Below are 23,739 nucleotides of genomic sequence, written 5' to 3'. Positions count from 1 at the left end.
ACAGGAGTACATCCATGCTGGTCTTACGCCCAGTCGAGTTAACCGACCTGCCCCAGTTGCAACAACTGGCCCGCGACAGCCTGGTGGGCGTCACGTCGCTGCCGGACGATAGCGAACGCCTGCGCGAGAAAATTCTCGACTCCTGCGCCTCGTTCGACAAAGACGTACAAGGCAACGGCCCGGAGAACTACTTTTTCGTCCTCGAAGACCTGGCCAGCCAACGTCTGACCGGGTGCTCGGAAATCCTTGCCACCGCCGGTTTCAGTGAGCCGTTCTACAGCTTACGCAACCGCCACTTCACCAGCACCTCACGGGAACTGAACATCGAGCACGGCGTGCCGGCGCTGTCGTTGTGCCACGACCTCAGCGGCCACACCTTGCTGCGCGGCTTTCACATTGATGCGGCACTGGTGCGCACGCCGTTTTCCGAGTTGTTGTCACGGGCCCGGCTGCTGTTTATCGCGGCTCACTCCGCGCGTTTTTCAGAGGCGGTGATCACCGAAATCGTCGGGTACAGCGACGATCAGGGCCAGTCGCCGTTCTGGGATGCCCTGGGCAAACACTTTTTTGACCTGCCTTACGTCGAGGCCGAGCGACTCTGTGGCCTGGAGAGCCGGACCTTCCTCGCCGAACTGATGCCGCAATACCCGATCTACGTGCCGATGCTGCCTAAAGCGGCGCAAGAGTGCATTGGCCGGATTCACCCCGACGGCCAGGAAGCGTTCGACATCCTGGAGCGCGAAGGCTTTGAAACCAACAGCTACATCGACCTGTTCGACGGCGGCCCGACGCTGTATGCGCGTACCGCGAACATTCGCTCTATTGCCCACAGCCACACCGGCACCGCGCAGCCCGTTGAGACCATCGACGCCCGTGGCAGTTACCTGGTGAGCAACGATTCGCTCAAGGATTACCGGGCCATCATCACCGAACTGGACTACACCGCCGGACAACCGGTGGGCTTGAGCGCCGACCTGTGCGCCGCCCTGAACGTCACCGACGGCAGCCCGATCCGGCTGATCGCCCTGTGAGCATCACCGGGACCCGTGCCCAACGACAGCGCCCGAGCACGCGCGCAAAAGGAGCTGCATCATGATTGTCCGCCCGGTTCACATCACCGACCTGCCCGCCTTGCTGACGCTGGTGCAACAGGCAGGCCCCGGGTTCACCACCCTGCCGGCGAACGAAGATCGCCTGGCCCACCGCGTGCGCTGGTCCCAGCGGACCTTCGCCGAACAGGTCGAACGTGCCGACGCCGATTATCTGTTCGTGCTGGAGGACGACGAGCAACGCGTGGTCGGGGTCAGTGCCCTGACGGGGGCCGTCGGCATGCGAGAGCCCTGGTACAACTACCGGGTCGGGCTGACGGTCAGTTCGTCGCCGGACCTGGGTATCCAGAAGCATATTCCGACCTTGTTCCTGAACAACGAAATGACCGGCCAATCGGAACTCTGCTCGCTGTTCCTGCGCCCCGATCAGCGCTACGGCAACAACGGTCGATTGCTGTCGTTGGGGCGGTTGCTGTTCGTCGCCGAATTCCCGCAGCTGTTTGGCGACAAGCTCATCGCCGAACTGCGCGGCAGTGCCGACGAACAAGGCTGCTCGCCGTTTTGGGACAGTCTGGGCCGGCACTTTTTCAAGATGGATTTCAGCCACGCCGATCACCTGTCGGGGCTGGGCAACAAATCGTTCATCGCCGAACTGATGCCCCGCCAACCGCTGTACACCTGTCTGCTTACCGAACAGGCTCAGGCTGTGATCGGCAAGGCTCACCCGAACACGCAGACGGCGCTAAAGATCCTCAATGCCGAAGGTTTTGCCCACAAGGACTACATCGACATCTTTGATGGCGGACCGGTGATTGAAGCGCAGGTCTCGAAAATCCGCACCGTGCGTGACAGCCAGTCGCTGGTGCTGGGCATTGGCACCCCGGACGAACAGGCCCCGGTGTGGCTGATCCACAACCAACGCATGGAAAACTGCCGCATCACCACCGCCAAGGCGCGGCTGGTGGGCAACAGCCTGATCGTCGACCGCCTCACTGCCAAGCGTCTGCAGCTGCAACCGGGGAATTCGGTGCGGGCGGTGACGCTGTTGAATCAGGCGCAGCAGGCGGTGGCGGCCTGATTGTCAAAGACACCGCAATCCCCGTGGCGAGGGGATTTATCCCCGATGGGCTGCGCAGCGGCCCCAAAACCAGTCACTTCATTTCGTCAGACATACCGTACTGAACGGCACTGCGACTGCTACGCAGCCGAACGGGGATAAATCCCCTCACCACAGTAATCTTCTGCGCCCGGACAAATCCGCTTCAGCACACCTGATCCTCCCTTCACAGCCAAATTCCCTCTGCACAGGTGATACCTTTCAGCAAACGGCTACGCGCCAGCCTTACCCGTGCAAATTCGTCATGATCATTGACCCATTCACGTGATAGCCTTTTATTCCTTCGGCGTTGACACTTTTGCTCAAGCCCTTCCATTCCAATGCAGTGGTGGAACTCATATGTCCAGGCTTTCCCATCAAGATTTGCGCCGTAACTTTCGCCAATTGCTGGCTTCCGACACCTGTTACCACACCGCTTCGGTGTTCGACCCTATGTCGGCGCGTATTGCCGCAGACCTGGGTTTTGAAGTCGGGATCCTCGGTGGCTCGGTCGCATCGTTGCAGGTACTGGGCGCCCCGGATTTCGCACTGATCACCCTCAGCGAATTCGCTGAACAGGCCACCCGTATTGGCCGCGTGGCCCAACTGCCGGTCATCGCCGACGCTGACCACGGCTACGGCAACGCCCTGAACGTGATGCGCACCATCGTCGAACTCGAACGCGCCGGCATCGCCGCGCTGACCATCGAAGACACCCTGCTGCCGGCCCAATTCGGCCGCAAGTCCACCGACTTGATCGGCGTCGCTGAAGGCGTCGGCAAGATTCGCGCAGCGCTGGAAGCCCGGGTCGACAAGGAAATGGCGATCATCGCCCGCACCAATGCGGGGATCCTGCCGATCCAGGAAATCATCAGCCGCACCCAGCAATATCAAAACGCCGGGGCCGACGGGATTTGCATGGTCGGCGTCCAGGACTTCGACCAACTGGAAAAAATCGCCGAACACCTGAGCGTGCCACTGATGCTGGTCACCTACGGCAACCCGGCGCTGCGCGACGATAAACGCCTGGCGGAACTGGGCGTGCGGGTCACCATCGACGGCCATGGCGCGTACTTTGCGGCGATCAAGGCGACTTACGACAGCTTGCGTGAACAGCGGCAGATCTTTACCCAGGCGTCGGATTTGAGCGCGACCGAGTTAACGCATACCTATACGCAGCCAGAGGAATACATCCTTTGGGCGAAGGAATACATGAGCGTCAAGGAGTGATGGATTGACCGGGCGACGGATCGTTCCCACGCTCTACGTGGGAACGATCACTCTCTCAGCGTGGCTTGGCCAACTCCATGATCATCCTCGACAACAGATAAATCCGCGGCGTCACGCTTGCCACTTCGGCGTACTCCTCAGGCGTGTGAATGTTGCCGCCGACAATCCCGAACCCGTCCAGCGTCGGCGTGCCTACGCCCGCAGAGAGGCTCGCATCCGCCGCCCCGCCGCTACCTTCTTCGGTCAACTTGCGGCCAATTTCGCCGTAGATCCCCTGAGCCATGGCCATCAAACGATCCGACTCAGCCGTCTGCGGCATCGGCGGCAAACCGCGTTGCAAGGTGGTGGTGACTTCGGTATCCGGAATCAACTTGTCCTGGGACACCCGCGCCAGGTCCTTCTCGATCCGGTCGAACTCTTCCGGCACCGCCGCGCGCACATCGGCCTTGGCCGTGGCTTGATCCGGGATCACGTTGGTGCGGTCACCGGCCTTGATCACGGTGAAGTTGATGGTGGTTTTTTTCGCTTCGTCGCCCAATTTGCCCAGTTGCAGAATCTGGTGCGCCGCTTCCATCGCGGCGTTGCGGCCCAGCTCCGGCGCGACGCCAGCGTGGGCGGCTTTGCCCTTCACTTCGACCACTGCGGTGGCGCTGCCTTTGCGCCACACCACCAGGCCATCGGCCGGGCGGCCCGGTTCGAGGTTGAGGGTCACGTCGTGGGCCTTGGCGGTTTTCTTGATCAGGTCGGTAGCGACCTCAGAGCCGGTTTCTTCACTGGCATCCAGCAGGAAAGTGATCTGGGCATAGTCCTTGAAGTCGAGATTTTTCAGGACTTTCAGCGCGTAGATCCCGGCGACGATGCCGCCCTTGTCGTCCATCACGCCCGGCCCGTAGGCGCGACCGTCCTTGATGTGGAACGGACGCTCAGCGGCCGAGCCTTCCTTGAACACGGTGTCCATGTGCGCCATCAACAGGATTTTTGCCTTGCCGGTGCCTTTGAGCGTGGCGATCACATGGCTGCTTTTATCCGGGGTGTTCGGTATCAGTTCGATGCTGAAGCCGAGTTTTTTCAGCTCGTCGACGGCGATATCGCGGACCTGGGTCAAGCCAGGTTCATAGCCGGAGCCTGAGTCGATGTTGACCAAGCGCTCCAGCAACTTCAGGGCCTCTTGCTGATACTGCTCGGCATCAGCCAATACTTGTTTGTGCGGTTCAGCGAAGGCGTTGCAAGCAGCCATGGCGAGGGACAGGCCAAGGCTGGCGGCCAACAGGGAGCGGGGAAAGGCAAACGTCATGAATCGATCCTTGTTTCGCGTCGGGGGGATTTCACCGTACCCGACATCGGCGCGACGCTCTACTCCCAATACGACATCATCCTGACCCACAACGAACACCCGTAGGCGCTGCAGTTCAGACTGAGTCGCGCAGTGGCTGCCGGGGCTTGTTGTCGCAGTTGCAGATCACCCGGTTACGCCCGCTCGCCTTGGCCTCGTACAACGCCTGATCGGCATCGTTGAGCCAGCGCGTCGCATCGGCATGCGCCGTGTCATAGGCCGCCAGGCCAATGCTCAAACTGACCTTCAGCGCCGGGTTCTGCTCGTAACCCAACGTCGCGAAGCGTTCACGCAAGCCCTCCATGGCCTGGGCGGCGTTGAACAGCGGCAAGTCAGGGAGAATCACGCAGAACTCATCGCCGCCGTAACGCCCGGCAATGTCGGTGGAGCGTAAATTCTGCTTGAGCATCTTGCTCAGTTGCCGCAGCACAATGTCTCCGGCGACATGGCCGTAGGTGTCGTTGATCGCCTTGAAATGGTCGATGTCGATCAAGGCAATTGCCGCGCCCTGCTTCTGCCGCTTGCAAAGTTGAAAGGCGATCTCCAGTTGATCCTTCCACGCGCCGTGATTGAGCAGTCCGGTCAGGCTGTCGGTGCGGCTCAGGGCCAACAGTTCACGTTTGTGCCGGCCGAGGGTGTGGGCCTGACGAAAGCAGATCCAGCCCAACGCCAACGGATACAGCATCAACAACGGCAGGCAGGCATACAGCTGCATGGGCGAGGTTTGCGGGATGAACGCGGGAGCAAACACCACCAGACCGACGCCGACGCCGAGGATCTGCGCCGCCGCCCCGGCCAGCAGAAAACGCAAGCCGCCGATGGCGACGTTGTTCATCGCCATCATCGAAACGGTCGTGGCACTGGGCAGCGGATTGAAATGCATCGCGGCGACCCAGAAGCCACCGAGGAAAGCGTCGATCAATAAATTACGGTGTTCGGCATGATATGGGGTGGGCGAACGGCGCGCCCATTGAAACGCCAGATGTGGCCAGAGCAGCCCGTTGAACAGCATCAGCGCCCAGACCCACAGCGGCGGATCGAGCGGGTACATCGCCACGCTGACGCACACAAGCCCGAGCACCAGCCCGAGGGTTCGCGATGTGTAAAGCCTCCTGGCCAATGAAAGTCCCTTTCCTCCCGTGTTTCCCATAAGGGCCTCGAACACTTGACGGAACCTGCACACCGTAGGACGGATGTGGTGGGAGTCTATCAGGGCAACGTTAAATAGCCATCACCGGCCAGCGGGCTCAAACCTTAACGACCACCAACCACAACCACTCATGTAGGAGCTGAGGAGTCAGCTCCTACAACAGGTCCAACAGCAGCCCAAGGACGGTGGAATGCACTGTGTCCTCCCACAGTGCAAATTTTTGGCTATACATGATGGGAGGATTTGATAAACAACGGCAAAAAGGAGGCCCATGCAGACCTTTGAAGTGTTGATCATCGGCAGCGGCTTTGGCGGCCAGTGCGCGGCGATCAATTTGCTCAAGGCAGGGATCAGCGATTTTCGCCTGCTGGAACGGCGGGACTTTTTCGGCGGCACCTGGTGCCAGAACACCTACCCCGGTGCGGCCGTCGACGTGCCCTCGCCGCTGTATTCGCTGTCCTTCGCGCCGTACCGGTGGACGCAGATGTTCGCCGAACAGGCCGAACTGCACCGCTACACCCAGTACGTGGTGGAGCACTTTGGCCTGCGGGACAAAGTGGAACTGGAAGCCAACGTCGAGGGCATCGAATGGGACGAGGCCGGCAAACGCTGGGCGGTGCACACCGGCACCAAAGGCACGTTCTACGCGCAGTTCCTGATTAACGCGACGGGGCCGCTGAGCCAGCCGGTGGTCCCTCACTTCGAAGGCCAGGAGCGCTTCCAGGGCAAAACCTTTCACACCAATAATTGGGATCATTCCTACGACTACAGCGGTAAACGGGTCGCCATCGTCGGCAGCGGCGCCAGTGCGGCCCAGGTGATTCCGGCGATTGCCCCGAACGTCGGACACCTGCACGTGTTTCAGCGCTCGGCCCACTGGGTACTGCCCCGCGCCGATCGAACGTTCGGGAAATTTCAGCGTTGGTTGCTGGGGCTGAAACCGGCCTACAAGCTACTGCGCTGGATGATCTACTGGCAATTCGAAACCCGGGTGATCGCCTTCAAATATTCAAAACCGGCGATTCATATGGTTCAGCAACATGCCCTGCGCTTCCTTAAACGCCAGGTGCCTAACCCGGAACTGCGGCGCAAGTTGACGCCGGATTTCACTATCGGCTGCAAGCGGGTGGTGGTTTCCAGCACCCTGTACCCGGCGCTGGGTCGGCCGAACGTGACGCTGCACAGCCGCGAACAAGGCATCGCTTCCCTCGACGAAACCGGCATCAACACTTTGGACGGTCAGCACATCGACGTCGACCTGATCGTCTGGTCCACCGGTTACGACGCCACCGACGGGGTCATTTCCTACCCGGTCACCGGCAAGAACGGCAGGCAGCTGAAGGACGTTTGGGCCCAGTACCCCCGGGCCTATCTGGGCACCAGCCTGCCGGACTTCCCCAACCTGTTTATCGTCACCGGCCCCAACACCGGCATTGGCCACACTTCGGCGCTGTTCATCATCGAATCCCAGATGAATTACATCCTCAGTTGCATCCGCACACTAAAAGAACAGGGTCTGCGCAGCATTGAAGTGCGCCCCGAAGCAGAACGTACCTACACTGAAATGATCCACCGGGAAATGGAACGCACGGTGTGGAAGTCCGGGGGCTGCCACAGTTGGTATCAAAGCAAGAGCGGTCATGTGATCGCCATGTTTCCGGGGTTCAGTTTCAGCTATCACCGCTTGACCCGGGCGTTGAAACCCGCCGACCACATTCTGTCCTGATCACGTAGAAGGAACACGCCTGATGCTTGTGTTGGTTGTCGCAATCGCGGTTTTCGTGGCCTGGAGCTGGTTGAGTTACCCGGCCATCGGCCGCTGGCTGTATGACTTGAGCATGGCGCTGGAGGCCAAGCTGTATCGGCTGCACAAGATCGTCGTGCCGATCAGCGAGATGACCGTCTCGACCTGGCAAGGCGGGCCGTATGAAGCCACCAGCGGGATACTGATGCTGCACGGCTACAGCGCCGACAAAAACCTCTGGCTGCGCTTTGCCCGGCATTTTGTCGGCGACTACCGGGTGATCATCCCCGACCTCGCCGGCCATGGTGAAACCGGCTTCAAGGCCGGTGGCGGCTACGACATCGCCCTGCAGGCCAAGCGGATGATCCAGTTGCTTGACGTATGCGGAGTCGAGAAGGTGCACGTGATCGGCAACTCGATGGGCGGCTACATCGCGGCATGGCTGGCCGCCACCTACCCCGAGCGGATTATCTCGGTGGCGCTGATCGACCCGGCGGGCGTCAGCGCCCCGGAAGTCAGCGACCTGGAGCGTCAACTGTCCAAGGGCCATAACCCGTTTCTGATTCACACCAAGGAAGAATTCCAGCAGTTCTACGCCATGACCATGGCCAACCCGCCGTGGGTACCCGGCGTCGTACTGGACGCCGTCGCCCAGCGCTATGAACAATGCCGCGACGAACTGGCGGAAATCTTCCAGGACTTTCGCGCCAGCCCGCCGATGGAGCCGAAACTCGCCGACATCAAATGCCCGGCACTGCTGCTGTGGGGGCGCAAGGATCGGTTGATCGATGTCAGCAGCGTGGCGGTGTGGAGCAAGGGCATTGCCAATTTGCGCGTGGACATCTGGGAAGGGATTGGCCACATGCCGATGGTCGAGCAACCGACGAGGGCGGCGCGGTTGTATCGCCAGTTTCTGGGAAACCAACGCTGAACTCCCACGTCCCCCGTAGGAGCTGCCGAAGGCTGCGATCTTTTGATCTTAAAAAAGCCAACATCAAAAGATCGCAGCCTTCGGCAGCTCCTACAGGGGGCAGAGTTTGGGGAAAGGATTGAGGTTGAGATGAACATTCTTTATGACGAGCGCCTCGATGGCCCGCTGCCGGAGGTGAACAAGGCGCAACTTCTCAAAACCCTGCAGCAGGCCATTCCCGACCTCGACCTGCTCTGGCGCGAGGAAGAACTCAAGCCCTATGAATGCGACGGCCTCTCGGCCTACCGCACCACGCCAATGCTGGTGGCCCTGCCCCGGCGGCTGGAACAAGTGCAAAAACTGCTCGAAATCTGTCACGCAGAACAGGTGCCCGTAGTGGCTCGAGGCGCCGGTACCGGGTTGTCCGGCGGTGCCTTGCCGCTGGAAAAAGGCGTGCTGCTAGTGATGGCGCGTTTCAACAACATCCTGCACATCGACCCCGCCGCCCGCACCGCTCGGGTCCAACCGGGCGTGCGTAACCTCGCGATTTCCCAGGCTGCCGCGCCCTTCGGTTTGTATTACGCGCCGGACCCATCCTCACAAATCGCCTGTTCCATCGGTGGCAACGTCGCGGAAAACGCTGGCGGCGTGCATTGCCTCAAATACGGCCTGACCGTGCACAACTTGCTGAAACTGGAAGTGCTCACCGTCGAAGGCGAACGCCTGACATTGGGTTCTGAAGCCCTGGATTCACCGGGTTTCGACCTGCTGGCGCTGTTCACCGGTTCTGAAGGTTTGCTCGGAATCATCACCGAAGTCACCGTCAAACTGCTGCCCAAACCCCAGGTCGCCAAGGTTTTGCTGGCCAGTTTCGATTCGGTGGAAAAGGCCGGCCGCGCCGTGGCCGAGATCATCGCCGCCGGGATTATTCCCGCAGGCCTGGAGATGATGGATAACCTGGCGATTCGCGCCGCCGAGGACTTCATCCACGCCGGCTACCCGGTGGACGCCGAGGCGATTCTGCTGTGCGAACTCGACGGCGTCGAAGCCGATGTCCACGACGAATGCCAGCGGGTGCGCGAAGTCCTGCAACAGGCCGGCGCCAGCGAAGTGCGCCAGGCCCGAGACGAAGCCGAACGCGTGCGCTTCTGGGCCGGACGAAAAAATGCCTTCCCGGCCATCGGTCGCCTGTCGCCGGATTACTACTGCATGGACGGCACCATCCCCCGGCGCGAACTGCCCGGCGTGCTTGAGGGCATCGCCCGTCTCGCCGCCGAGCATGGCTTGCGGGTCGCCAACGTATTCCATGCCGGCGACGGCAACATGCATCCGCTAATCCTGTTCGATGCCAACCAGCCCGGCGAACTGGCCCGGGCCGAAGCGTTGGGCGGGCAGATCCTCGAGTTGTGCGTGAAGGTCGGCGGCAGCATCACCGGCGAACACGGCGTCGGCCGGGAGAAAATCAATCAGATGTGCGCGCAGTTCAACAGCGACGAGCTGACCCTGTTTCATGCGGTGAAAGCCGCGTTTGACCCTCAAGGCTTGCTCAACCCCGGCAAGAACATCCCCACCCTGCACCGCTGTGCCGAATTCGGCGCGATGCACATTCACGCCGGGCAACTGCCGTTCCCTGAACTGGAGCGCTTCTGATGCTGGAGTTCGATGCCAGCGAGGCGCTGCTCGCGCAGGTCAATCAGGCCCGGGAGAACGCCACGCCGCTGCGGATTCAGGGCAGCAACAGCAAAGCGTTTCTCGGCCGCGAGGTGGCCGGGGAAGTGCTCGACACCCGCGCCCATCGCGGTATTGTCAGCTACGACCCGACGGAACTGGTGGTCAGTGTTCGCGCCGGCACGCCGCTGAGCGAACTGGTGGCGGCACTCGATGCCGCCGGGCAAATGCTGCCCTGCGAGCCGCCGTCATTCGGCGAAGGCGCGACGGTGGGCGGGATGATCGCTGCCGGACTGTCCGGGCCACGGCGGCCATGGTCGGGTTCGGTGCGGGATTTTGTCCTCGGCACGCGGGTGATCACCGGCCTCGGCAAACACCTGCGCTTTGGCGGCGAAGTGATGAAAAACGTCGCCGGGTATGACCTGTCGCGCTTGCTGGTGGGCAGTTACGGCTGCCTCGGCGTGCTGACGGAAGTCTCGCTCAAAGTGCTGCCAAAACCCCGGCAATGCTTGAGCATCAGCCTGGAAATCGACAGCGACCGCGCCCTGAGCAAACTCGCCGAATGGGGCCAGCAGCCGCTGCCAATCAGCGCCGCGAGTCACGATGGTCAGCGTTTGTATTTGCGGCTGGAGGGTGGCGAAGGTTCGGTGACGGCTGCCCATCAACGACTCGGCGGCGAGCCGCTGGACTCGTGTTATTGGGCTGATCTGAATGAACAACGCTTGGCATTTTTTGATGAAGGACCCTCGTTGTGGCGACTGTCGCTACCCAATAATCTCGGGCCTTTGTCGCTGCCGGGCGAGCAACTGATCGACTGGGCCGGCGCACAACGCTGGCTGAAGTCCTCCCGCGACGACATTCATGCCCTCACGCAGTCATTCGGCGGCCATGCCAACTGTTTCAGCCACGGCGCCAGTGAAACACCGTTCCAGCTGCTGGCCCCGGCGCTGCTGCGCTACCACCGGCAACTCAAGGCGCAACTGGACCCGCAAGGGCTGTTCAACCCAGGCCGGATGTACGCGGAGCTCTAGCATGCAAACCACCCTCAGCGAACAGTCCCGGAAATTACCGCGGGCCGCCGAAGCAGAAAAGATCCTGCGCACCTGCGTGCATTGCGGCTTCTGCAACGCCACCTGCCCGACCTATCAACTGCTGGGCGATGAACTCGACGGCCCGCGCGGGCGAATTTACCTGATCAAACAAGTGCTCGAAGGCGCCCCCGCCACCGCGCAGACCCAATTGCACCTGGACCGTTGCCTGTCGTGCCGCAACTGCGAAACCACCTGCCCGTCCGGGGTCGATTATCACAACCTGCTGGACATCGGTCGGGCCGTGGTCGATCAAGCGGTGCCGCGTCCGGCCGGTCAACGGTTGTTGCGCGAGGGGTTGCGGGCATTGGCGCCGAACCCGAACCTGTTCAAGTCGTTGCTGCAGATCGGCGCAACGTTCCGAGCGGTTTTGTCACGGGATGTTGAAGCGAAGCTGCCCCACGACCTGCCCGCCACCGGTGTGCGCCCTGCCCCTCGGCATGCGCGGCGCGTGTTGATGCTCGAAGGCTGTGTGCAACCCGGCCTGTCGCCCAACACCAATGCCGCTGCGGCGCGGGTGCTGGATCGCCTTGGGATCAGCGTCATTGCGGCGCCTGAGGCCGGCTGCTGCGGTGCGCTGGATTATCACCTCGACGGTCAGGCCAAAGGGCTGGATCGCGCCAGGCACAACATCGATGCGTGGTGGCCGCATCTGGAAAATGGCGCCGAAGCCATCGTGCAAACCGCCAGCGGTTGCGGCGCGTTCATCAAGGACTACGGGCATTTGCTGGAGGACGATCCGGTCTACGCGGCCAAGGCTCTGCGGGTCAGCGAACTGGCGCTTGATCTGGTGCAAGTGCTGGCCGTCGAACCGTTGGAACGAGTGTGCGCCGCGACGGACCGGCGGATTGCCTTTCATTGCCCCTGCACCTTGCAGCACGCCCAGAAACTCGGCGGCGCTGTAGAAGCGGTGCTGACCCGGCTGGGTTTCAACCTCACTGCCGTGCCGGACAGTCATTTATGTTGTGGCTCGGCCGGCACCTATTCCCTGACCCAACCGGAACTGGCCCGGCAACTGCGCGATAACAAGCTCACCGCGCTGGAAAGCGGCCGCCCCGAACTGATCGTCACCGCCAACATCGGCTGCCAAAGCCACCTCGCCAGCGCCGGACGAACACCGGTCAGGCACTGGATCGAACTGGTGGACCAGTCGCTGGGAGAATGAAGTCCGTAGGAATCTTCGTTTGTCGGCACGGCAGAAGGCTGCGATCTTTTCCCCCATCCTCTCTGTCACCGTGCCAGGAATTTTTTTCATGAGCCACCCGAGCTTCGTCAGCCCCGACCTGATCCGCCAACGCTTCTCCAAAGCGATGTCCGACATGTACCGCGAAGAAGTGCCGCTGTACGGCGCGCTGATGGAACTGGTGGAGCAAACCAACCGCCATGTGCTGGACCGCGATCCGCAAATCGCCCGGCAATTGGAAAGCACGGGTGAAATCCAGCGCCTGGATCTGGAACGCCACGGCGCGATCCGCGTCGGCACCGCGGCTGAACTGGCGACCCTCGCCCGGCTGTTCGCGGTGATGGGCATGCAACCGGTGGGCTACTACGACCTGACCCCGGCCGGGGTGCCGGTGCATTCCACGGCATTTCGCGCGGTGCATGAAGCGGCGTTGCAGGTCAGCCCGTTTCGGGTGTTCACCTCGCTGCTGCGCCTGGAGCTGATCGAAGACCTGGAATTGCGCACCTTCGCCCAATCGGTGCTGGATAAACGCAAAATCTTCACCCCGGCCGCGCTGGAGTTGATCGAGCAGGCCGAAGCCCAGGGCGGGCTTGAAGAACAACAAGCCTGGGAGTTTGTCGAACAGGCGCTGGAAACCTTCCGCTGGCACCACAGCGCCACCGTCACCGCCGCGCAATACCAGCAACTCAGCGCCCAGCATCGACTGATCGCTGACGTGGTGGCATTCAAAGGCCCGCACATCAATCACCTGACGCCGCGCACGCTGGACATCGACATCGTCCAGGCGCAAATGCCGGCCCACGGCATCACCCCCAAAGCGGTGATCGAAGGCCCACCTCGCCGGCAGTGCCCGATCCTGCTGCGCCAAACCAGTTTCAAGGCGCTGGACGAGCCGATTGCCTTCACCGACCAAGACGAGACACGCGGCAGCCACAGCGCTCGCTTCGGTGAAATCGAGCAACGTGGTGCGGCGCTCACACCTAAAGGCCGGGCGCTTTATGACCGTTTGCTCAACGCTGCCCGGGATGAATTGAAGGACTTCCCGAACGAAGCCAATGCTGCACGCTACAACGAGTTGATGGCTCAGCATTTTGGCGAATTCCCTGACACGATTGAGGGCATGCGCCAACAGGAACTGGCGTACTTTCGCTACTTCGTGACGGAAAAAGGCCTGGCGGCGGATGGGCTTGGCGGGGGGTCGCTGGATGACTTGCTGAGCGGCGGATACGTGCGGGTTGAACCGCTGGTGTACGAGGACTTTTTACCGGTCAGTGCGGCGGGGATTTTCCAGTCGAACCTGGGGGATGCGGCGCAAACCCACTATGGCGTGCATTCGAATCAGCAGGCGTTCGAAAAAGCGCTGGGGCGCTCGACGATTGATGAGTTGGGGTTGTATGCCGAGACGCAGCAGCGCTCGATTGATGAGTGCTGCAACTCTCTGGGATTGCCGAGTTTGGCCTGACGTTCGTGCACATCATTGTGGCGAGGGGGCTTGCTCCCGCTCGGCTGCGCAGCAGTCGTCAATCCTGCGAACGCGGTTTATCTGAAAGAACCCACGAGGGGCGCTTCGCACCCCAACGGGGGCAAGCCCCCTCGCCACATGAAGGTGTTCAGCCAAACCATTAAAGTGGTCAGCCAAACAGTGAAAGTGCTCAGCCGACCAATGTTTAAGCCAGCTTCGCCAACAGCGCTTCAGCCGTCGCCTCGGAAGACGCCGGATTCTGCCCGCTCAGCAACAACCCATCGGTGGTCACATAGCTGGCCCAATCATCGGCTTTTGTGTAAATCCCACCGTTGGCCTTCAACATATCCTCGACCAAAAACGGCACCACATCGGTCAACTGCACCGCTTCTTCTTCACTGTTGCTGAACCCGGTCACACGCTTGCCTTTAACCAACGGCTGACCGTCCGCGTCCTTGACGTGACGCAGCACACCCGGCGCGTGGCAGACCGTCGCGACCGGTTTTCCGGCCTTGTAAAACGCCTCGATCAGCGCGATCGAGTGCTTATCTTCGGCCAAATCCCACAGCGGGCCGTGGCCGCCCGGATAAAACACGGCGTCGAAATCTTCAGCCTTCACGCTGCTCAGCAGCACGGTCGACGCCAGTGCGGATTGCGCAGCCGAGTCTTTGCGAAAGCGTTCGGTGGCGGCGGTTTGTGCGTCTGGCTCGTCGCTTTTCGGGTCCAGCGGTGGTTGGCCGCCCTTGGGCGAGGCCAGGGTCAACTGGGCACCGGCGTCCTTGAACGTGTAATACGGCGCGGCGAATTCTTCCAGCCAGAAGCCGGTTTTCTTACCGGTGTTTCCCAATTGATCGTGGGACGTTAGAACCATCAGGACTTTCATGTCGTTCTCACTCGGTTTGCGGGATTTCAGAGGCTGTTTTACAGGTGTGAGTGATTGACCTTGAGGCACGGCAAATCGTTTCAATGCGCCGAATGATGGCGCATGGCCTTGATGCGCAAGAAGTTGCGCACTTATTTTTCAAAAATACCCTCCAATATCGCTAAGCGCCAAGCCCGCCGTGGCCTCCAGCCAAGTGCGCAAGAAGTTGCGCAGTACTGCGCAACTTCTTGCGCACTTTGTGGGGTGTCTTCCCTTGAAAATCACTCAAGCGATTGAAAAACATCGGCCATCCCCCCGGTTTACTTGGCCCTCAACATTTCTGGCACGAACCTTGATAACAGTCAGGCACCCACCGGGCGATTTCGCCTCCCGGGCACCCTAAATTTTTAGCAAGGAGCACATCCATGGCTACACCAGCGTACATGTCCGTTACTGGCGAAAAACAAGGTCTGATCACTGCCGGCGCCTTCACCGCCGACTCGGTTGGCAACACCTACCAGGAAGGTCACGAAGACCAAGTCATGGTTCAGGCTTTCAGCCACGACGTGATCATCCCGCGTGACCCGCAATCCGGCCAACCAACCGGTCAGCGCGTTCACAAGCCAGTTGTGATCACCAAGGTCTACGACAAGGCTTCGCCACTGCTGCAAGCGGCTCTGACCTCCGGCGAGCGCATGAGCGAAATCGTTATCCAGTGGTACCGCACTTCGGCCCAAGGGACCCAAGAGCACTACTACACCACCAAACTGGAAGACGCGATCATCGTCGCCATCAACAACAAAATGCACAACTGCCAGGATCCGTCGAACTCCCACTTCACCCACCTGGAAGAAGTGCAGTTCACCTACCGTAAAATCACCTGGACCCACGAAGTATCCGGTACTTCGGGTTCCGATGACTGGCGTGCTCCAGTCGTTTAATTACGGCTGATCGTTACAAACATCGGCCAGCTCTGCTGGTCGATGTTGTTTACGCCCCTCCAGAATTTAGCGTACGTTGGCCCGCTTTTGCGGCCGTCGACGCGCGCCGCTGTACAGCACGAGGAACAACGGATGTTCGCGCCGGCCAATGAAACCCACTTTGCCCTGACCATCGAAGGTCTCCCCGCCGACTTTCAGGTGTTTACCCTGCAAGGCCGGGAAGCCATCAGCCAGCCCTTCGTTTTCGAGGTGGAACTGGTCAGTGAAAAACCGTCGCTGGACCTCGAAACCCTCCTGCACAAACCGGCCTTCCTGCAACTGTCGCCCGACGGCAGCGGCATCCACGGCCAGATCTACCGCGCCGCGCAGGGCGACTCGGGCAAACGCCTGACGCGTTATTCGCTGACCCTGCGCCCGCAACTGGCGTACCTCGCGCACCGCATCAACCAGCGCATCTTCCAAAACCTCAGCGTGCCGAAAATCATCGGCCATGGTGCTGGAAGAACACGGCATCCAAAGCAATGCCTACGCCTTCCAGACCGGCTCGGTCTACCCCGAGCGCATTTATTGCGTGCAATACGACGAGTCGGACCTGCATTTCATCCAGCGCCTGTGCGAGGAAGAAGGTATCCATTACCACTTCCAGCACAGCGCCACGGCGCACAAACTGATCTTCGGCGATGACCAGACGGTGTTCCCGAAACTCCAACCCGTGGCCTATCAGCAAGACTCCGGCATGGTCGCCAGCGACCCGGTGATCAAGCGCTTCGACCTGCGCCTGGAAACCCGTACCAGCCGCACCACGCGCCGCGATTACGATTTCGAAAAACCGCGAATCACCCTCGAAAGCGACAACCGTGGCGACGCCCTGCCCGACCTCGAAGACTACGACTACCCCGGTCGCTTCATCGACCGCGAGCGCGGCAAGCACCTGGCCAAACGCGCCCTCGAACGTCACCGCAGCGACTTCCAGCTCGCCGAAGGCCGAAGCGATCAGCCGATCCTGGTCAGCGGCCACTTCCTGGCCCTGACCGAACACCCGAAAGCCAAATGGAACGACCTGTGGCTGCTCACCGAAATTCTCCACGAAGGCAAACAGCCGCAAGTGCTGGAAGAGTCGGTGACCAGCAACACCACCGCGTTGAAAGACGACTTCCATCAAGGCTATCGCAACCGTTTCCAGGCCACCCCGTGGGACGTGCCGAATCGGCCGCCACTGAACCACCCCAAACCACGGATCCTCGGCAGCCAAAGCGCCGTAGTCACCGGCCCCAAAGGTGAAGAGATCCACTGCGACCAATACGGCCGCGTCAAAGTGCAGTTCCACTGGGACCGCGAAGGCCAGGCCGACGACAAGACCAGCTGCTGGCTGCGCGTCTCCTCCGCCTGGGCCGGCGCCCACTACGGCGGCATCGCCATCCCGCGCATTGGCATGGAAGTGCTGGTCAGCTTCCTTGAAGGCGACCCCGACCAACCGCTGATCAGCGGCTGCCTGTACCACAAGGAAAACGTCGTCCCCTACGAGCTGCCGGCGAACAAAACCCGCAGCACGTTCAAAACCCTCAGCTCACCGGGGGGCGGCGGGTACAACGAACTGCGGATTGAAGACAAGAAAGGTGCGGAACAGATCTACCTGCATGCTCAGCGGGATTGGGATGAAAACATTGAGCACGACCAGAAGATCCGCGTGGGGAATGAGCGGCATGACACGGTGGAGAAGAACACCTACACCGAGTTAAAGGCTGAGGAGCATCGCACGGTTTATGAAGACCGCAAGGTTGAGGCGCAGGCCAGTGATCACCTGACGGTTGGGGTGAATCAGCACGTCAAGATTGGTACTGGGCAGTTCATGGATGCGGGGCAGGAAATCCACCTGAGCAGCGGCATGAAAGTGGTGATGGAGGCTGGCGCAGAGCTGACGCTGATTGGCGGCGGCAGCTTCATCAAGATCGACGGCAGCGGCGTCACGCTGAGCGGGCCGGTGATCAACATCAACTCGGGCGGTGGACCGGGTAGTGGCACGGGGGCAGCGCCGTTGTTGCCGGGGCCGTTGAAACAGGCGGATGCGGATAAGGCTGGGCGGTTATTGGTGCCGGCGCAGCGGCAGGCGCTGATGCAGAGGAAGCCGATTTGTGCAGTGTGTGAAGCCGCCAAACTAGCAGCGCAAAAGGTTGAAAAATAAATGAATGAGTTACCGCCACTCCCGAATGACTTGCCTTGGAAGCTACCGGCCTATTTGCTGCTGGACGGAGTCAGCGTTCCGAATCTGGCGCAACGACTTTACCAATGGGATAACCCTGCCTATAGCCTTTACCAAACCACACGTTGGCAAGAGCTATCAGATATTTCGCCCTATCTGATCGCCCTTAAAGGCGCTAGCGATCCACTTCTGGCGCACTTCAAGGACAATGCTGCGTTTGAATGGGGCTATCTGTTGTTCAGTGATGCTGATATCCGTAAATTATGGGATCACTGGCGCAGTCTTCTAACTGTTGAGCATCCAAGCGGTGTGGAGGTCATGCCCCGAATTGCAGATCCGGCAGTCATGCACCAACTGTTCGGAATAGCGGAGGAAGCACGTAGCGCCCGTTGGTTCGGGCCATTCTCACATGCCTGCTTACCTGACGGCGTAGAGGGTAAATGGCGTCAACACCAGCGACCAGATCCTGCCAACGCCGAACCACAAACCTATCGGTTGACGGATTCAGAACTAACCGCATTGGGTGAAGTAGAGTTCCGTAATTTCGTCTCTGATCTGAATGAACATCTGCAAAATTACTTCCCAGACTTTATGTCATCTTTTGTAGAGCCAGAACGTCGCAAGTATGCACAAAAAATCGCAGATGACGCCTATCAGCAAGGGTTTGCTTCTGAACAGGAAATAACTCTCTATGCGAATATTTTCGGGTATCTAGCCGGTGAGCCGGTAACTGACCATCCCGATATCTTTCACCTGTTGACGGAGTCAACACCGGAGGCGCCATTGAAGCGTCTTGAGCGAGCAGCCGAATTGGCTGAGCGCCGTGCCATCGATCGACAAGGAAGCCCATCGTGACTACCCAACAACCGCCAAAACTCAGCCCTAATACCGCCGCCATGGCCAAGAGCGCAAAGGATACCCGGGCCCCTATGGGTGAGTGTCAATTGGCAAAGAAAAAAGTACAGTTACTGCCGCTGCGTTTTGGACTTGTTGAGTATCTCGATCCGAAGACTGAACTGGCCATGCCATTTCAGACAAAAAGCCAGCCACTTGGCGTCCGGCTGTTACGCGACGGCTACTTGTACATCATCGACGGCACTACCGGCTACCTGCACGAATACCGCGTTGAAAAAGGGCAAATCACCAAGCTCCTTTGGAACAACCAAGAAGTATCAGGCGATACACGAACCAGTTCCGTTGGTGAGCCTCACCTGGTTTTTCCTCGAAATCATGCGTTGTATGCCAGTTATTCGGAAATCCAATGGACGGCTTTCAAGTGCTCACAAGTACTTAAATCCAAGGATGAGCGAAAGCGCTTGATGCAGGCAATTGATCTGGCTAGTGCCTGCCCTGAAAAGGGTGGCGAAAGTCTGCTGAGCACGTTACAGGCAAAAAAATGGCTGGCAGAGGTTGCTGAGAATGAATCTCGAGCAAAGGCCCTTCCGGAGGGTGCCGACCCAGAAGAGAACAAACCCTACAATTGGGAATATGAGCCGCTCTTCCAAAATACGGCGATAGAAACGCTCACCAGCAAGGTACAGGGCCCGTACAAGGATGATTATCTGTTTCTTGTGCTGCGTGATGACATTGGTGTAATGCGCGATCTAGCCAGCGCACAGTTGAAAGTGGCTGATTGGATTGGAAAGTGGAGTGCTGACGATAAGTGTCAGGCGCAGTACCTTACCGGCTCCTACATTCAGTCGTTGTATGACGTAAATGCGTCTCGACTGTCAGCCCTGAGCAATACGGATCCAAACGTCAAAGCCCTAAAAAATGAAACGACCGAGCAACAGCAGTCAAAAATATACGACTATTTGAAGGCCCGTCGCGACCATCGTGACCCAGGTGTGTACGGCGACGAAGCTAACTGGAGAAGGGCCGCTCAGACCAATCCTTACGCCAAAGCTTTTATCGATATGACCGATGCGATGGGGCAAACGCTTTATCGTAAGCACGAAAGCACAATCAATACGCTAAGTCTCCAAACTTGGGAGGCCTTACATGGAAAAGATCTTGGCCAGCGCGGTATCGAACAGCTGATCAAGCGGGACGAAATGGAAACATTTGTTACCCGCCAGCAAAACCTGCTGAGCCATTGGCAAAAACGCTTGAAAAAAATACGCGAAGATCGTCTGATTATGTTCTCCGGCGGACTTTTCCATCGTGCGGCATGGTATTACGATTTCCATGTTGATGCACAAATTGAACACCGCTTGAAAACCGAATTCCTGTGCGTTTCGGCTGTTTGCCCAGATCGCGAAGCTGCTGAAAAACTTGCAACTTATTTGGAGGCCAACCTACTAACCATTGTACCCGGGCTAGATACTTTAGGGCTAATCGACCAAATAGATATTGCCAAGAAACTAGTAGACATAAGCAACTTAGCAATTGGCGTATTTTCAGCCAAAGAGAATTTAGCAAATGCCGATGCACTTGGCAATCAATTTAGTAGTTTGGTCGCAGGCCGCCTACCAAACTATGCAAAACTAAGCACTCAATTCGCCGGACTGCAAAGTATGCTTACCGAGGCGTACAATCCAGCAATCCAATTGAGGGCTGCTGATCAGTTGGAAAAAGCCCATAACTCATTCCGACATATGCAGAATATTGATCCAAACACTTATATCCGGGACATTGGCAATCCGGCCCGACTTCAACTACTACGTGAATTTTCCACTAAAGGCCTGACTTTACGGGCTGCGACCGCTACTGAGATCGCCGCTTATAATCAAGCAAGCGAAAAGTCGTTACATCTGCGCAGCCAGTTGAGTGCGACATATAAACTGCGTAATCGTGAATTGATACGGCAATCTTCTGGCGTTGCGCAGCCAGGGAGCGAGGCTGTTTACCAGCAGCGAATTGATCAACTAAAACTGCAATTGATACCGCTGGAAGAGAAATTAGCTGACGCATTATCTGTCGGTAGTAATAGCCCCGCTCAAATTGGCACAGTAGTCGATGGACTAGATCCGCAATTGCGTATGGAAATGGACAGGACTGTGAGGGATTTTCGCGCGACGGGAACCTTTAGAAAACCTCTCAGTGGTGTTCTAAAATCGAAGGGAGACCTGCTGGCCTTTGGGTTGTTTATTATTCAAGGTCAAAAATTTATTGATGCCGTGAGCAACTTCCTAAAAAAGGACAAAGGCTCACTGTCTACAAACGATGTTTTGGCATTTACTGAAGCATTTGTCGGTATGGCCGGTGCAGGATTTGCTACAGTGCAAGGCCTATCTGTGACGATCTTACAAGCTCATATTGAAGAAATGGCTAGCACAGCGGGTAAGCTGAACACCATGACTCGCCTGGGTCGCTGGACAGGTATCGCGGGCATAGGAGCTTTTGGATTTAGTGTATTATCCGCGTCACTAGATTTACGCAAACACTCACTGCAATGGACAAAAGCGTTTGCTGAAGGAGATTCTAAAGGTCTCGGAGCGTCAACAATTCAAATTAGTGGCGATGCAATATTGATAGGCTCAAGTACTTGGGGGGCAAAACATACGGGGTCTATCATCAAAACTGTAATGACAACATCGACTGAAATGCGTGCATTTGCTTGGGCACAAGCGAGCCCAAAGCTGGTGTCATTCGGCGCTCGCGCTAATTTAATTGGGCTGATTGGTACCGCTCTGCAGCTGTTAGGCGAGGGACTTTACAATTACTTTAACTTAGATGAGCTTCAGAAGTGGATGCAGTCCAGTGCATGGGGAAACCAGACAAAGCAACGTAGCGTTCAAGATGAGTGGAACGAGCTAGCAAAAGTTGTTCAAAAACCAACCTGCGAACTAGTTCGCGATGATAAACAGACATACTTAACACTTACTCTCCCGGGCGTAAGCACGCAAGAGATCGACGAGCGCAAATTGCAACTTCTTGCTTACCAACAGCAACGCGATGCCCCTATGCGAGGAGAGTACAATCCTAACCTCCCACCACTACGCTGGAGAGAGAGCACTTCCATTTGGGCGACAAGATTTATAATTGTGAGCAAAGATCAACAAGCACTAACCCTCAAGCTACCCATAAGTGACTCGTTGCAAACATCAGATTTCGCGTTAGCCTTAGACATTGGTTATCAACTCGAAGCAGAGCGCGATTTAATTCATCGAACTATTTTCGTCCTAAAGGACTTGCAGATAATTACAAATCATGGGGTACGTATCCCTGCTAAGGGCAATTACAAACTTACCGCAGTGGAAACCATGCCGCTCGGAACAGGAAAAGGGTCCTTTAAAATCATCAAAAAAGAAGAGTTGGCGGTTATCGATGTTTAGGAATCTATTTAAGACCAACAAAAAAGCCTCAAAGGCCGCGCCTGCACCGGACTTCAAAAGCAAGCGTCCGTGCGCCGGAGAAATTCGAACTAAAGGTTTTAACGAGACCTTATTTCTAGCTCCACTACCTGTTTACACTGGACAAGTAGCGGGCTCCAGCAGAAACTTTTCCGAAATTAACGACACCTTTATTGAAGTAGGTGGAAATAATTGGGGAATGGTGGAGCAAGGAAAAATACTTGCCGCAGCCATTTGGATGGCCTTATTTACGGCTTTTATAATGCCAAGCCTTGCTATCCTTGCTGGCGTAGTTTTCTACCCTGAAAATTTTCCGGACCCGGTAGGTGACTTGCATACCTTCCTGAAGGTAACAACTAGCGTCTCACTATTGTTCATTATTCCTATAGGTGCTTATCTATACGGCATGTTTTCTGATGTATTACTCTCCCCCCAAAAAACGCTTCGCTTCAACCGGCAGCGTCGAGAGGTTTGTTACGTAGACAGTAAAACTAATGAAGTATTAATAATCCATTGGGAGGACATTGTAACGTGGATCGCTAACACACAAGGTATAACTACTTATGGAGCAACTCGTCAGTACACATTCGGCATAGGTCTGGAGGATAAAGATCATGATGATGTGAAATTTATTCTTATATCGCAACCCAGTGATGCTCATGCATTAGGGATGTGGACCTCAATTCGCAATTACATGGAGGACGGCGTACTCGTAGATACACCGAACCCAATGCTGGCGGCTTTGGGGCTACCCCCTACTGAAAGTCGACTAAAACCCTACGAAGGGCTACATACATTTGAAGTCGAACGTGCTGACGCTCGGTGGATGTGCAACATGAAAGATGAAGGCGCTGACCTCTCAGATAAAGAGCGTGAACATTACGGCTACCCTAAACGCACGCCTTGGCCACTACGCCGCTGGTATATGTGGCGTGTCCTAAGTTTTTGGAAAATGCCTTATATGCTGGCTGAATGGGCCCACCGCGCAGGACGCCCTGCTTTACCGGAGAAGGTAACAACTTGGTCAAATCCACTGCCTGAAGACCATTGGGCTAAACCAAGTCCAGCTTTAGTAAAAGCCAACAGGGTTATAAAAGAAGCAATGGATAAAAAAGGAGCCACGTTTGTTGAAGCATGCAAGTGTGCAGGGTTTCATCCATGAGTGTAGAAAAACGTATTAGCCCTAAACCGGTTGCCTCTGACTGCTTCACGCCAACATATATAGATGGAAAGATTCAACACCCCGCTCAAAAAAAAAGACACAACAGCTCTCTTTTACCCAAGAGATCCATACATACAAAATAAAAATACGCCCCTAATGTGTTGGACAACCAAAGTAACCCCTGCATCGCCCAGAAAAATCTGGCACGCCGAACTTCAAATCATTACAATTCATACTGGGTCTTTCTTATTTTTGATAGACCCAGTTACGATGGCTTTAGGCTTTGCCCGCTTTTTATTATTTTGGAAAAACAAAACGTACATTAGAAATAGCACTTTGTGGCACAACTACAACTCATCACCGTCG

At 57.6% G+C, this 23,739-nt stretch carries 16 protein-coding genes and 1 pseudogene; 14 read left to right on the top strand and 3 right to left on the bottom strand.

Going from position 1 to position 23,739, the window contains the following annotated elements:
• Nucleotides 1-14 precede the first annotated feature (14 nt).
• The 3 genes from JFT87_RS15410 (at nucleotide 15) to JFT87_RS15400 (ending at nucleotide 3,375) form a co-directional block, all read left to right on the top strand.
• A complete protein-coding gene (locus tag JFT87_RS15410) occupies nucleotides 15-1,031 on the top strand; it encodes an arginine N-succinyltransferase (RefSeq protein WP_201202488.1) in 1,017 nt (338 codons plus the stop codon).
• 61 nt (nucleotides 1,032-1,092) lie between these two features.
• Nucleotides 1,093-2,127, top strand: a complete 1,035-nt coding sequence (gene astA / locus JFT87_RS15405) for an arginine N-succinyltransferase (protein WP_201202487.1) — start codon at nucleotides 1,093-1,095, stop codon at nucleotides 2,125-2,127.
• Nucleotides 2,128-2,505: 378 nt separating this feature from the next.
• Nucleotides 2,506-3,375 (top strand): isocitrate lyase/PEP mutase family protein, encoded by an 870-nt coding sequence (locus JFT87_RS15400; RefSeq protein WP_201202486.1) that lies wholly within the window; start codon nucleotides 2,506-2,508, stop codon nucleotides 3,373-3,375.
• A 55-nt stretch (nucleotides 3,376-3,430) separates the two neighbouring features.
• Here JFT87_RS15400 and JFT87_RS15395 read toward each other — a convergent pair whose 3' ends face one another.
• Both JFT87_RS15395 and JFT87_RS15390 read right to left on the bottom strand, forming a co-directional pair.
• On the bottom strand, nucleotides 3,431-4,669 hold the full coding sequence (locus JFT87_RS15395; RefSeq protein ID WP_201202485.1) for a M20/M25/M40 family metallo-hydrolase: 1,239 nt from the start codon (nucleotides 4,667-4,669) through the stop codon (nucleotides 3,431-3,433).
• 115 nt (nucleotides 4,670-4,784) lie between these two features.
• Nucleotides 4,785-5,858 (bottom strand): diguanylate cyclase, encoded by a 1,074-nt coding sequence (locus JFT87_RS15390; RefSeq protein ID WP_201202484.1) that lies wholly within the window; start codon nucleotides 5,856-5,858, stop codon nucleotides 4,785-4,787.
• 271 nt (nucleotides 5,859-6,129) lie between these two features.
• Here JFT87_RS15390 and JFT87_RS15385 point away from each other — a divergent pair, with 271 nt between their 5' ends.
• The 6 genes from JFT87_RS15385 (at nucleotide 6,130) to hglS (ending at nucleotide 13,913) form a co-directional block, all read left to right on the top strand.
• Complete coding sequence (locus tag JFT87_RS15385) at nucleotides 6,130-7,584, top strand: flavin-containing monooxygenase (RefSeq protein WP_201202478.1); 1,455 nt, start codon at nucleotides 6,130-6,132, stop codon at nucleotides 7,582-7,584.
• Nucleotides 7,585-7,606: 22 nt separating this feature from the next.
• Nucleotides 7,607-8,533 carry an alpha/beta fold hydrolase gene (locus JFT87_RS15380; protein WP_201202476.1) on the top strand — a complete coding sequence of 309 codons (927 nt, stop codon included), beginning with the start codon at nucleotides 7,607-7,609 and terminating at the stop codon, nucleotides 8,531-8,533.
• Nucleotides 8,534-8,662: 129 nt separating this feature from the next.
• Nucleotides 8,663-10,162 (top strand): glycolate oxidase subunit GlcD, encoded by a 1,500-nt coding sequence (gene glcD, locus JFT87_RS15375; protein ID WP_201202474.1) that lies wholly within the window; start codon nucleotides 8,663-8,665, stop codon nucleotides 10,160-10,162.
• Nucleotides 10,162-11,211, top strand: coding sequence for a glycolate oxidase subunit GlcE (gene glcE, locus JFT87_RS15370; RefSeq protein ID WP_201202472.1), 1,050 nt, complete (start codon nucleotides 10,162-10,164; stop codon nucleotides 11,209-11,211). The genes glcD and glcE overlap by 1 nt, the downstream gene beginning before the upstream one ends.
• Before the next feature lies 1 nt (nucleotide 11,212).
• On the top strand, nucleotides 11,213-12,433 hold the full coding sequence (glcF, locus tag JFT87_RS15365; RefSeq protein WP_201202470.1) for a glycolate oxidase subunit GlcF: 1,221 nt from the start codon (nucleotides 11,213-11,215) through the stop codon (nucleotides 12,431-12,433).
• Nucleotides 12,434-12,521: 88 nt separating this feature from the next.
• Nucleotides 12,522-13,913 (top strand): 2-oxoadipate dioxygenase/decarboxylase HglS, encoded by a 1,392-nt coding sequence (hglS, locus tag JFT87_RS15360; protein ID WP_201202468.1) that lies wholly within the window; start codon nucleotides 12,522-12,524, stop codon nucleotides 13,911-13,913.
• Nucleotides 13,914-14,118: 205 nt separating this feature from the next.
• Here hglS and JFT87_RS15355 read toward each other — a convergent pair whose 3' ends face one another.
• Nucleotides 14,119-14,796, bottom strand: a complete 678-nt coding sequence (locus JFT87_RS15355; RefSeq protein ID WP_201202467.1) for a type 1 glutamine amidotransferase domain-containing protein — start codon at nucleotides 14,794-14,796, stop codon at nucleotides 14,119-14,121.
• 404 nt (nucleotides 14,797-15,200) lie between these two features.
• On the opposite strand from JFT87_RS15355, the gene JFT87_RS15350 reads away from it, so the two are divergent.
• The 5 genes and pseudogenes from JFT87_RS15350 to JFT87_RS15330 all read left to right on the top strand — a co-directional run bounded on the left by JFT87_RS15350 (nucleotide 15,201) and on the right by JFT87_RS15330 (nucleotide 23,373).
• On the top strand, nucleotides 15,201-15,716 hold the full coding sequence (locus JFT87_RS15350; protein ID WP_201202465.1) for an Hcp family type VI secretion system effector: 516 nt from the start codon (nucleotides 15,201-15,203) through the stop codon (nucleotides 15,714-15,716).
• 132 nt (nucleotides 15,717-15,848) lie between these two features.
• A pseudogene (gene tssI, locus JFT87_RS15345) lies at nucleotides 15,849-17,898 on the top strand (type VI secretion system tip protein TssI/VgrG).
• The gene (locus tag JFT87_RS15340) at nucleotides 17,899-18,771 is read left to right on the top strand and encodes a DUF4123 domain-containing protein (RefSeq protein WP_201202463.1); all 873 of its coding nucleotides are present in this window, start codon (nucleotides 17,899-17,901) and stop codon (nucleotides 18,769-18,771) included.
• Nucleotides 18,768-22,193 (top strand): toxin VasX, encoded by a 3,426-nt coding sequence (locus tag JFT87_RS15335; protein ID WP_201202461.1) that lies wholly within the window; start codon nucleotides 18,768-18,770, stop codon nucleotides 22,191-22,193. The genes JFT87_RS15340 and JFT87_RS15335 overlap by 4 nt, the downstream gene beginning before the upstream one ends.
• Entirely contained in the window at nucleotides 22,186-23,373 is a 1,188-nt protein-coding gene (locus JFT87_RS15330; RefSeq protein WP_242487263.1) for a hypothetical protein, read from the top strand. Before JFT87_RS15335 ends, JFT87_RS15330 begins: the two co-directional genes overlap by 8 nt.
• Nucleotides 23,374-23,739 lie beyond the last annotated feature (366 nt).

Origin of the sequence: Pseudomonas sp. TH15 (assembly GCF_016651105.1) — a bacterium.
Classification (GTDB): Bacteria; Pseudomonadota; Gammaproteobacteria; order Pseudomonadales; family Pseudomonadaceae; genus Aquipseudomonas.
This window is presented reverse-complemented; position numbering and strand designations above follow the sequence as displayed.